This is a genomic window from Candidatus Omnitrophota bacterium (assembly GCA_003598025.1).
In the GTDB taxonomy this organism is placed as follows: Bacteria; Omnitrophota; Gorgyraeia; order Gygaellales; family Profunditerraquicolaceae; genus Profunditerraquicola.
In genome coordinates, this window is the sequence record QZKH01000006.1 from 1 (window position 1) to 12,277 (window position 12,277).

Below are 12,277 nucleotides of genomic sequence, written 5' to 3' on the forward strand. Positions count from 1 at the left end.
CTAAAAACAAAGCAGGACTGTCCCTTAGATAAGAGGGGGACACTTCCTTCATAGCTCTTTTGATGGTAAGGGCTTAGAGGGAAACGGTCCTAGAAGATATTTGGATGACGGAAGCAATCTTTGAGGGGCAGGAGAAATGGTCATAGGATATGGAACAAAGAGATAGACAAGAACATAGAACTGTTGTAAGATGGGGTATTAATAGGCCAGCAGGGTTGATGCTTGATGGCGCCTGTGCTTATTCTGGATGTCGCATAAAAGATATTAGCTTTAAAGGACTTAGGATAATTTTAGGCCAAAAGCTTAGTTCAGATAGTTTCATTAAGTTTAAGCTTTTTATCTGCGAAGAATGCCACATAGAAATAGAAGCCTGGGTAGCCTGGCATAGTAAATTTTCTGACTTAAACGTCTACGGGTTATATTTCACCAAAATAAAAGACAGCGACAAAGCAATTATATATAGGTATATTCAAAAGAATTTTCCCCAGGAAATATCCAAAAATATTTGGGGTGACCAAGAGGAAGAAAGGGGTGAGGTAATGGAGGATAAGAGGATTTTTGCGCGCATAAATGCTAAATTTGCCTTGCGTTTCATTGATTCTGACACAGGCAAAGAAGGTTCGGCGCAAACTTTGGATATCAGCGCAAAGGGGATAGGTTTTATTACGAAAGAGGAGGTCCCGCGTCCCAGTTCTTTAGAAATGTGGCTTGATATTCCTGACCAGGGTGAGTCTTTTTATACTCGGGGCCAGGTTGCCTGGTCCAAAAGGTTAAGCCCAGCGCAGAATAGAATAGGTATTGAGCTGGAAAAAGCAGATTTGATGGGTTTATCCCGTGTATTAAGGCTTGATTAAACAGGATATCCTGATAAAAAAGCAGCATAAAAAACCTTGACCCAGCTTTAATTATATGTTAAATTTTATTACCGTTGTTCTTTAAATTCAGGGTCAGTATTTCTTCCCGACATAATAATTTCCAAAAAAATTTTTTAGGAGGCGGAGGATAAATGAAGCGTATATTGTATTTCGCTGTTACAGCGGTTTTCTTGTTTCAATTTATAGGCTGCAGTCAACCCCTAAGCAAAGATAGCGGCAAGGTGATCACTGTCTGGCATTGGATGACGGATAGAGAAGCTGCTTTTGCCGAACTTGCAAAAAGGTATGAAGTTGCCAGCGGTATAAAAATAAATTTTGAACTATATGCCCCTTCCGACGCATACTCACAGAAGGTGCGGGCAGCTGCCCAGGGCGGAACGCTTCCTGACGTATTTGGCATACTGGGTGAGAAAAGGGATTTTGGTTCTTTTATAAAAGCAGGCCACATACTTGACCTTACCCCATACATGCAGGAAAACCAGAATGAATGGAAAAATGTTTTCTTCACGAAGGCGCTTGAAGTAAACGAATTTACCGAAGGCAACAGTTATTCAGTCCCCCCGGGAATTTATGCTGTTCCAATCGATATAATGACCATACAGATGGTCTATAATAAAGAGCTGTTTAAAAAACTCGGCTTAAATCCTAATCGCCCACCTCAGACTTTTCAGGAACTACTTGATATAGGCAATAAAATTAAAGCTAACAATATGCAGGGGTTAGTTTCCGGATGGGGCGAAGTGTGGATGATTGATTGTCTTGCTAATAATTATGCTTTCAATATTATGGGTAAAGATAAAGTCCTGGCAACCATAAAGGGAGAAGTGCCTTATACTGATCCGGATTGGATAAAAGTCCTTACCTTATTTAAAGAGATGCAGGACTCAGGTGTCCTTTCAAGCGGGTTGGTTACTATGATCAATAAGACCGCCGAACAGTTATTTGCAAACGAAAAGGCGGTTTTTGCTTTTAACGGTTCATGGTGTGTAAATGTTTATAACAGCATGAACCCGAATTTAGCCTATGGGGTCTTTTTGCCTCCTAAGGCTTCAGACAAGTACCCTATGAGCATATGGGGAGGCGCCGGTTCTTCTTTTATGGTCAATGCCCGCTCAAAGAATAAAGAAGAAGCGGTTAAATTTTTAAAATGGATTACGGAGCGCCAACAACAGGTTTTTCTAGCCGAAGAGACAAAGAATTTGCCGGCTAATAAGAGCAGTTTAAGCAAGATATCCGAAGTTTTGAAGCAATTCGCTGATGACATGGATGCGACCACACATCCTAATACCTGGGGTGTATCGGAATTCCCAGCAGTAATAGAGGCTTTTGATAAAGGTATCCAGTCTATAATAATCGGGGAAAAAACCCCCGAACAGGCCGCTTCCGACGTCCAGAAAATAAAAGAACGGGAAATGGCCAAAAGAAAAAAATAGTTTGAGTTTTAGGCGAGATGGATAAAGTCCTGAAAATAAAATCCACACTTGAAAATTACTTCTTTGTACTTCCTGCCGTATTAATTTTTTCAATTTTTTATGTCATTCCTTTTGTCTGGGTCTTCAGGCTCGGTTTATATGAGTGGGATGGTATTATGCCTACCATGAGCTTTGTGGGCATGTCAAATTTTAAAGAAATAATCCTTCAGGACAGAATATGGTGGGACTCGATGTTAAATGCCGGCTACATCACTTTAATTGCACTTACGTTGCAGAATGCGGTGGCGTTTTTATTGGCCTGGGCATGCGACAGGGAGATCCGCCTTAAAAACTTTTACCGGGTCATATTCTTTATACCTCCGGTTCTTTCGGAGGTCGTAGTCGGTTTGGTTTGGCAGTGGATCCTTGATGGCAACTACGGCTTGCTCAATAATTGGCTTACTCATTTAGGGCTGGCTAATTTTACCAGGAACTGGCTGGCTGACCCAAATACTGCCCTGACTACTGTGGCTATAGTGCATTCATGGAAAGGGTTTGGTTGGGGATTCCTTATATTTCTGGCGGGTTTGCAGACAATACCAAGAGAATTGTATGAAGCAGCCAGGGTAGACGGCGCCAATGCCTGGCAGTCCTTTACGAGGGTAACCTTACCTTTAATGGTGCCCGTAGCGGTATTAGTCGGCATATTGACGATTTTGGGAACTATGCAGGCATTCGTGCTTATTATAGCAATGACCGGAGGCGGTCCGGCTTATCATACTCAGGTACCGGTTTTAAGGATACTTGCTTCAATGCGTGCTTCTTCAAGATTCGGATATGCCTGCGCACAGGGTATAGTTTTCGGGTTTATCCTTATGGCTATATCATTTATTCAGTATAGATTTTCAAAGAAGTTCAAACACGCTTAATTATGCAAAATAAAAGAATAAAAACAGAGCGGTATTATAAGACAAAAAAGACGGCGATAAACCTTATAATCCATTTATTCCTGATAACAGTTGCGGTTACCTGTGTTTTCCCTCTTTTTTGGATGATTGCCTCAAGCTTAAAGACGCAGGAGACAATATTCAGGGATATGTCGCTGTTCCCTAAAGAGCTTCATTTTGAGAACTATTATTTGGCATGGAAGGAAGGCGGTTTTGGCAGGTATTTCTTAAACAGCATCTTTTATACAGCTTCAGTCGTATTGGGAATAGTAATAATTTCTTCGCTGGCAGCATATGCCTTTGCCCGCTTCAGGTTCCCGGGCAGAAATCTGCTTTTCTTCATGTTTATGGCAGCGATGATGATCCCTATCCAGGGAAGTTTTGTCGCGCTCTACGTATTACTTAATAAATTACATCTCAGGAATACGCCGCTGGGATATATACTTGCGATGGTAAATGTCGGATTGTCTACCAGTATTTTTATGCTTAAGACATTTTTTGATAAGATGCCTAAGGAGTTAGAGGACGCAGCCAGGATAGACGGATGCTCTAAGCTTGGCACATGGTGGCATGTAGCATTGCCTTTATCAAAGCCTGTACTTGCGGTTGTCGTAGTGTTTAACGCGTTAAACGTATGGAATGAATATGTGCTGGCATTGATAATCTTTGATAGCAAGCCTCTCATGCCGCTTCAGGTCGCGCTTATGACTTTTCAGGGAGAATTTATAACCCGCTATCCGTTGCTTATGGCAGGATTAACACTTACCGCTGTACCTATAATTATACTTTATCTTTTGATGCAGAAATATATTGTTAAGGGAGTAACCCAGGGGGCGCTTGTAGGATGACACGTCAAGTCACAAAGTCACAAAGTCACAAAGTCACAAGGCAAAGGGTAAATATTTTTATTCTTTTTGTGTCCCTGTGTTCTTGTGTCCTCGTGTCCTTGTTTACCCCTGCTCATGCTCAAGAAAAGCCGTCTTCCGGAGAGCTTACAGTAAAATCCTGGGAGGCTCATGGGAAAAAAGATATCGAGGAAACTTTTAAATATACCCAGGAATGCATTGATTTATACAAAGAACAGGCAGATAAAGAGCAGGCTTCTTTAAAAAGTATGCCTAAGGGCAGAAAATATATTGAAGAAGTGCAGTCTTTAAATGACGTTGCCACATGTTATTTTATACAGGCAGAATCCTATAGAGACCAGGGCAAGAATGAAGACGCAATTAAGACTTTTAAGATAGTTGTGGATAAATATTCTTACGGCCAGGCCTGGGATCCCAGAGGCTGGTTCTGGAGCATCGCCAAGGCAGCCCAGGAAAGCATTGACAAGCTTGAGGGCAGGACACCCGTACAAAAGCCGGAAGTAAAGACGCAGGTCAGCCAGCTTCCCACTAAGGTAAGTCTTTATGATCCAGGGAAAGAAGCGCTGATAGATTATAATAAATACGGAGAGTTCACTAATATAGGAACGAAGGATTACAAATATGTAGTCCGTGATCAGGAAGCCTTAGTGCAGGCAGCAGGTGAAGGCGTTTATCCTAATACTACTTCGGTTAGGTGGGACCCGGAATTTAAAAAGGCGATCAAGGAAAAGAGGCTGGTAGGCAGCCACTGGGATTTTGTGCATTCTCCGGATTTAGAAGCAGCATTTTTAAAGTGGGCTACAGCACCTGAACCGCAGGGCGTCAAGCTATTCTATACTGGCCTTATCCTTGAGAAGTCAGGGCTAATCCAACAGGCAATAAAATGTTATTATGCGATCGTAGTGCATTTCCCGGGAAGTTACGGATGGACATATTGGCATACTCCATGGTATATAGGCCAGGCCGCGATAGCTAAAATCAATTATTTATTGAAACAGAACCCATCAATAGGATATAAGCTTGAGGGAGCCGATATTAAAATAATAAATGGTTTTGATAATGATGTATCAAACGATATTGTAATAACGACCCCGGGCGCATTTGTCAAGTCCGGATTCTTAAATAGTGTTAAGAAAAAATTAGCCTCGAATAAAGAGCTGTTAAGCATTAAAAAAAGGCGGGGTAAAGGTAAGGTGCACCTTATACAGCACGAAAACAGTGATTGGCAGTTAATTGTAAATGGCAAGCCTTACATTATTAAAGGTATTACTTATGCCCCGACTAAAATAGGTCAGTCTCCTGATAACGGCACGCTTGGCAACTGGATGGAGGAAGATTTTAACGGAAACGGCAGGGCTGATGGCCCATACGATGCTTTTGCAGACATAAATGGAAATAACAAAAAGGATAAAAATGAGCGTGCAGTGGGCGATTTCCAGCTGATGAAAGATATGGGAGTAAATACGATCAGGTTATATCACCATCCTGCCAAAGTAGATAAAGAATTATTAAGAGAGTTGTATGATAAGTACGGGATAATGGTAATAATGGGTGATTTCCTCGGTAAATACGCCATAGGTTCAGGAGCAAAATGGAATCCCGGTACAGATTATAGTAATGAAGAGCATAGAAAAAACATGCTGGCTTCTGTGACCGAGATGGTCGAGGAATACAAAGACGAGCCATATATTTTATTCTGGCTCTTAGGCAATGAGAATGTCTACGGCTATGCCTGCAATGCGGATAAAGACCCTGAAACCTTCTTTAAGTTTGTTGATGAGGTAGCCAGGCATATTAAATCAATTGATCCTGAGCATCCCGTGGCAATAAGCAGCGGCGATGTCCTATACCTGGATATATTCGGCAAGCATGCTCCTTCTGTGGATATATTCGGAGCTAATGCTTATAGGGGAGATTATGGGTTTGGTTTTCTATGGAGGCAGGTCAAGGCTAATGCAGACAGGCCTGCATTTTTAACCGAATATGGATGCCCTGCTCTTGCTGAAGGCAGAAGTAAAGATGAATCTGAAGAACTCCAGGCGCAGTATCATAAAGCAGCTTGGGAAGATATAGAGGATAATATGGCTTTTGGCGAGGGTTCAGGTAATGCCATCGGCGGCGTTGCTTTTGAATGGCTTGATGAATGGTGGAAGCAGTATGAACCGTTTACTCATGATGAGAGAGGCGTTGCCCAGGGGCCGTTTCCTGACGGATATTTTCACGAAGAATGGTTTGGGCTTTGCGGGCAGGGTGACGGCAGCCAAAGCCCTTATTTGAGGCAGCTTAGAAAAGCTTATTTCATGTATAAGAAGCTTTGGAAATAAGTTTTTGTACGTTCGCGGCCACAAAACCGCACCTTTAAAGGTGCGGATGGAGTGTGTACGCTCAGTATTTCGCTCCAAGAAACTTCAGGCTAAAGCCTAAGGAGCTTCATTTTATATATTAAGCCGGTTCTGGGATTGGAAATTGTTATCTGAGAATTTATTGGGGGGGTTAGAAAGGAGGCAGCAAAGGCAGCGAGTTCAGTAATTGATATTTGAAAAATGATTCTAAAGAGTGTATACTCTATTAATGTAAACAGGAGGTGTCATAGATGAAAAAAATATTGATAATCGGCTTGGCCGCAGTTTTTATGATATTGCCTTTGTTGGCCAATGCCCAGGAAGCAAATCAAGGCAAAGAGTTTGTGGTTTACACGGATAAGAACGCCAAGGATAACCATTATATCCCTTCAGGCTGGATGGGTGACTACGGAGATATCAAACTTAACGACCAGTCAGCTGATAACCCTCATTCCGGGCCGACTTGTATCCAATTTTCTTATTCCGGTAAAAAATCACAGGGACAGGGTTGGGCAGGGGTATATTGGCAGAATCCTGCGAATAACTGGGGAAACAAGAAGGGTGGTTTTGACCTTACTGGTATGACCAAGCTTACCTTTTGGGCAAGAGGCGCTAAGGGTGGCGAGGTGATACAGAAATTCATGGTTGGCGGCATAAAAGGTACCTATGCTGACAGTGCAAATATTGAATTCGGGCCAGTTGAATTAACTGATACCTGGAAAGAATACACAATAAACCTATCAGGCAAGGACCTCTCCTATATAAACGGCGGTTTTGGTTGGACAACTACATCTGATCTTAATCCCGAAGGAGCAACTTTCTATCTTGATAATGTGAAATTTGTAGCTGATCCATCTATGAAGCCGGAAGGCCGTAAGCAGGAGGCGATGCCTTTTTATATTTATGCTGATAGGTCTTCAATGGGCAACCATTTTATCCCTTCAGGCTGGATGGGCGATTATGGTGATTTGAAATTAGATGTCGGTTCAAAAGAAGACCCGTATTTAGGCGATACTTGTGTTAAGATTGCCTATAGCGGACAGGCAACACAGGGTGCACGTTGGGCAGGTATTTACTGGCAGAATCCTCCGAATAACTGGGGTAATGTTGATGCCGGTTTTGATCTGTCTAAGGCAAACAAGCTTACCTTCTGGGCAAAAGGCTCAAAAGGCGGCGAGCGTATTGAAGAATTCAAAGTTGGTGGTATAATGGGTGAGTTTTCCGATTCAGACGCAGCAGTTATCGGGCCGGTTATCCTCAACAAAGATTGGACTCAATACACCATCGATTTAAAAGGCAAAGATATGTCTTATATTATCGGTGGTTTTGCATGGGCAACAAACATCGATGTTAATCCCGAAGGAGCAACTTTCTATCTTGATGAAGTCAAGTTTGAATAAACAGCATGGAAGAAGCCCCGAATTAAAAACAAGAAACAATACAAGCCGCAAGATATTTTCACTTGCGGCTTGTTTATTGATAGGGCTCTTGATACTCGGGATGTCTTCTAAGCCCAGGCCAAAAGTTTATATTAAAAAGCTGAAGAACAGCCAATATAAGCTTATGGCCGGCGGCAAACCCTATATTGTCAAAGGTGTTTGTTACAGCCCTGCGCCTATTGGGCAGGACCATTCTTACGACTGGTGGTCTGATCCCAACAAGCCTTGGCTTGTTGACGGCAAGCTTATGAAAGAAATGGGGATTAACACGATAAGGATATATCAGCCTGGTGAGAATGCGGAAAGCGTTAAAAGGGTCATAAGGGATTTATATGATAAGTTTGGTATCAGGACGATACTGGGACATTGGCTCGGTTTTTGGGAATATCCCTGTCCGTTTTACGGAGATAAATTTTTTCAGGATAAAATAAAAGAAGAAGTCTTAAACCTGGTGAATGCCTATAAAGATGAACCGGGAGTATTGCTTTGGATATTAGGCAATGAAAATAATTATTCATGCCTTGGGCAGATCAATGCGTGGTCCACTGAAGAGATAGATAAAGAGAAGGACCCCCAGAAACAAAAGCAGATGCGTGCCCATATTTATTATTCATACGTGAACGAGTTAGCAAAAGAAATACATAAGATAGACCCTGATCATCCAGTCGCTCTTGGGAACGGGGAATTAATCGGTTTAGATGTTGCCTCTCAAGTATGCACGGATATAGATTTGGTTGCTTGTATTATTTACAGAGGCAAAACATTCGGCAACCTGTTTGGCTCGCTTAAGGCTACCTTTGATAAGCCTATACTCCTTTCCGAATTTGGCGCTGATTGTTATGATGCATACCAGAATAAAGAAGACCAGAATATGCAGGCGTTTTTCCTGGAATCCCAGTGGCGGCAAATATACCAGAATTTAGCCGGCAATAAAGAGGGTATGGGAAATTGTATAGGCGGGACAATGTTTGAATGGACAGATGAGTGGTGGAAGCACGACCAGAATAATCCTGATTCCTGGTTTGTCCATGACACAGAGTCTAACTGGTCAAATGGCAGCTACTATTTTGACATAAAAGCAAAGGGCAATAAGAATATGAATGAAGAATGGTTTGGCATAGTCGCTTTATCCAAGGATGAGAAGGAATTCGGTCTGGATAAAAGGATACCGCGCAAAGCTTATTATGTTATAAGAGAATTCTGGAAACATCCTACGCAGAAGAAGGGGAGTGCAAAATGAAAAAGGCCAGGCTTTTAGAAGGTTATAATTTTGGATCCAGCAAGTTTATATTTTCTGCTGCATTAGTTTTAATCTTTTTATTTATAACTTTATATGGTACAGAGGCTTTTGCTTTTGATAAATCTAAAGCTGATAAGCTTGGCAAGCAGATCATATCTTCTAAGAATGATGCTGATCTAAACAAGGCTTTTGCAGAAATCAGGGATTTATATCTTAATGATTATAAATTCAGCGAATTCGTAGAATATTTGAAATCGTTGTCGAAAAAGAAGAAAACATTAGAGCCTTTTATAAACTATTATATCGCCTACACAAGATTTTATCAGCTGAAGTATTTGGAAGAGAACCAGAATTGGGATGAATATTTTGCTAACGGAAATGATTACAGGGATGAATTGACCAGCTATGCTCAGAAAGCCGCCGATTCCACCACTGCCAAAGATGAAGTTGGCGTTGATTCCAGGCTGCTTTTATGGGTTTTTCATAAAGGCCAGCAGGATGCTTTTAGTGAGAAAGCCCTTGAAGACCTCATTGGCGCAATGGATAAGTATTCGCAGGATGGCGGTAATGCCACTGTAATAAAGACAGTTGCAGATTGGCTGGGTTCTTATGGTGAGAAGGCTAAAGCCAGGAAGCTATACGGCATATATCTGAATAAAATAATTTCTGCAAATGTTTCGCTGGCGGATCTCCTTCAGATATCAAGGCAATTCTATGACGAGAATAACGTTGAATTATCAAAATCAGCCTATGACATTTATATCGAGAGGGCTTCAAAGGAACTTCCGGCAGATAAATTCATCCCGGAGTTTATTAATATCGCTAAAATGTTTTCATATAACGATTCAGGGATAAACGATCCTCTCTATGCCGAAAAAGTATTTTCTAAAATCGAAGATACCGGTGTTAAATCAGTCTTCGACCAGGAGCTTATATATCTAAGGGCTTTTAATCTTGAGAAGGCAAAAGAATTAAAAGGCGCAGGGGCAAGGTATGATGAACTTTTAAAGCAATTCCCCGATTCCGAGCATGCCCAAGAGGCCGATTACAAGGTTGGAATAATACAAGCGTATGTTTTAAGGGATATAGCACAAGCAAGGGTCTATTTTGAAAAGCTTGCTAAAGGTATAGATAAACCTTCCAGTTGGGTTATATCGAGTTTATATCAGCTGGGGCTGTTATCGCAATGGGAAGGAGATATCACCGCGGCAAAAGATTATTACAATAAATTGATTGGTTCTGCCGGGCAAGGTTATAATGATACCGCTCAACTGGCAAAATTGAGATTAGCCGAAATTCAAGAATCAAGGCCGATGGAATACAACCTGAAGACATTTATGGACCTTTCTTTAAAACCGGAAAACAGCGCATATGATATGAACAAAATAGCGCTTAAGTCTCGTCCCTACCTTGGTAAGCCTCAAGAAGAAGTGCAGGTTGCTTCGGAGGCCTTTATGCCGGAGAGCGGATGTATGCAGGTTGACCTGCAATACCTATGGTCCGGTCATACTGGAAGCGCTAAGCCGGCGGCCCAGGACCAAGCGTTTAATACGAAATTTACCAGCGACGGAACGAAAGAAATAAATTTAGTAGTTGTATCTCCCCAGGGCGTAGTTGACCGCAATATTGATTTGGTGGATGTGCGATAATCACTATTGCTGCCTCTTGCCAGCGAAATCCTGAATCCCTGCCTTAAAACAAATACTAATTCTTTTAAAAAGTATTTCTCAGGCGTTTATTATCCTTTGTGCAGCAATATGTTTGGATAATTTTAGCCAAAAGACCATAAAACAGAAAAATACTTGACTTGTTCTATCTTTAGTAGTATAAAATACTTAACATCTTTAATCATTTTTTTCTCTATGCCACGGAGAAAGGTTTAAAGACCTTAATGAAGCACCCGGATTTTATAAAAGACGAACTAAATGAAAAAGAAAAACGCAACATTGACATCATTGAGATATTAAGAAGGCGCGGGCCCATAAGCAGGCCTGATATATCCAAAGAAATGGGGATAAATGTTGTCACTATTTCAAACTATATTGACGACTTTATCAAAAACAATCTGGTTTACGAAAAAGAATTAGATGTATCTGAGGGCGGAAGAAGGCCTGTGCTGCTTGATTTAAATCCCCAGGCGGGTTTTGCAATTGGAGTGGGCCTGAACCTGATGAATATGGTGGGCCTCTTAGTAGACTTAAAAGGCAATATTATAACCAAGACGCAGATAGTCAGGCCAAAGCCCTCGGTAAAAGATATCACAGAGTGCCTGCTTGAAATCGTGCGCGAGATACTCAGGCGTTCTAAGAATTACACGGCTAATATTAAGGGCATAGGGGTAGGTATCGCCGGATTGGTCAATAAAAAAGATGGTTCGATACATTGGCCGCAGAAGATTGACCAGCATTATGCCTATGCTTCTGTTGATTTGCCGCTTAAAGGTCTGATAGAGAGAGAATTTAATCTCCCGGTCCTCATTGAAAATGATGCCACAGCCGCATGTTTCGGAGAGCATTGGCTTGACCTGGAGCGGGGATACAAGAATGTCGTTTATATGTTCTCTGGCGTTGGCTGCGGTATAATGATAGGCGGAGAAATATACACCGGAGCAAACGGCTATGCCGGAGAGGTGGCCATCTATAACTATAAAGAGGACAATGCGTTTAATTGTGAGCCGGGAAACAGTTGTTTTATTAAACGTTGGGAAGCAGACTTAGGTATAGTAGATGATGCCAGGAAATTATTGATTAAGGATAAAAACGCGGCTGACGAATTTTTCAAACTCACTTCAAGTAATATTGATAACGTAGATTTAAAAAGTGTGTTTATTGCCGCCAGGGCTAATAACGCGATAGCGATAGATGTGTTGGATAAGGCCGCAAAGAGGCTGGGCGTAAAGATCGCCTACTTAGTGAACCTGTTGAATCCCCAGATCGTAGTTGTTGGCGGCGGGCTTGAAGAAGCAGGAGAAAGATTTTTGAATAGAGTTTCTTTGACGGTAAAAGAATGGGCTTTTAGAGAATCCGTCGAGGACCTCAAGATAGTTTATTCTCAGCTCAGGGAAAATGCCGTGGCATTGGGTTCAGCCAGCTTATTGCTGCAAAGGGTTTTTGCTCAGCTGCGCTAAACTTACGGCACAGGAAATTTCAACCTTTA

The 12,277-nt window shown here is 41.7% G+C and carries 9 protein-coding genes; all 9 read left to right on the top strand.

Annotated elements, in window-relative coordinates:
• Positions 1-149: 149 nt before the first annotated feature.
• The 9 genes from C4533_05270 (at position 150) to C4533_05310 (ending at position 12,248) form a co-directional block, all read left to right on the top strand.
• Positions 150-854: a PilZ domain-containing protein gene (locus C4533_05270; GenBank protein RJP27895.1), complete on the top strand. Its 705-nt coding sequence runs from the start codon at positions 150-152 to the stop codon at positions 852-854.
• 152 nt (positions 855-1,006) lie between these two features.
• Entirely contained in the window at positions 1,007-2,308 is a 1,302-nt protein-coding gene (locus C4533_05275) for an extracellular solute-binding protein (protein RJP27896.1), read from the top strand.
• A gap of 17 nt (positions 2,309-2,325) precedes the next feature.
• Positions 2,326-3,216, top strand: a complete 891-nt coding sequence (locus tag C4533_05280) for a sugar ABC transporter permease (protein RJP27897.1) — start codon at positions 2,326-2,328, stop codon at positions 3,214-3,216.
• 2 nt (positions 3,217-3,218) lie between these two features.
• Positions 3,219-4,082 carry a carbohydrate ABC transporter permease gene (locus C4533_05285; GenBank protein RJP27898.1) on the top strand — a complete coding sequence of 288 codons (864 nt, stop codon included), beginning with the start codon at positions 3,219-3,221 and terminating at the stop codon, positions 4,080-4,082.
• Positions 4,079-6,424 (top strand): hypothetical protein, encoded by a 2,346-nt coding sequence (locus C4533_05290; protein RJP27899.1) that lies wholly within the window; start codon positions 4,079-4,081, stop codon positions 6,422-6,424. The genes C4533_05285 and C4533_05290 overlap by 4 nt, the downstream gene beginning before the upstream one ends.
• 269 nt (positions 6,425-6,693) lie before the next feature.
• On the top strand, positions 6,694-7,842 hold the full coding sequence (locus tag C4533_05295; GenBank protein RJP27900.1) for a hypothetical protein: 1,149 nt from the start codon (positions 6,694-6,696) through the stop codon (positions 7,840-7,842).
• Positions 7,823-9,121: a hypothetical protein gene (locus C4533_05300; GenBank protein ID RJP27901.1), complete on the top strand. Its 1,299-nt coding sequence runs from the start codon at positions 7,823-7,825 to the stop codon at positions 9,119-9,121. Before C4533_05295 ends, C4533_05300 begins: the two co-directional genes overlap by 20 nt.
• Positions 9,118-10,770, top strand: a complete 1,653-nt coding sequence (locus C4533_05305; protein RJP27902.1) for a hypothetical protein — start codon at positions 9,118-9,120, stop codon at positions 10,768-10,770. The genes C4533_05300 and C4533_05305 overlap by 4 nt, the downstream gene beginning before the upstream one ends.
• 242 nt (positions 10,771-11,012) lie before the next feature.
• Positions 11,013-12,248 carry an ROK family transcriptional regulator gene (locus C4533_05310; GenBank protein ID RJP27903.1) on the top strand — a complete coding sequence of 412 codons (1,236 nt, stop codon included), beginning with the start codon at positions 11,013-11,015 and terminating at the stop codon, positions 12,246-12,248.
• The last annotated feature ends 29 nt before the right edge of the window (positions 12,249-12,277 follow it).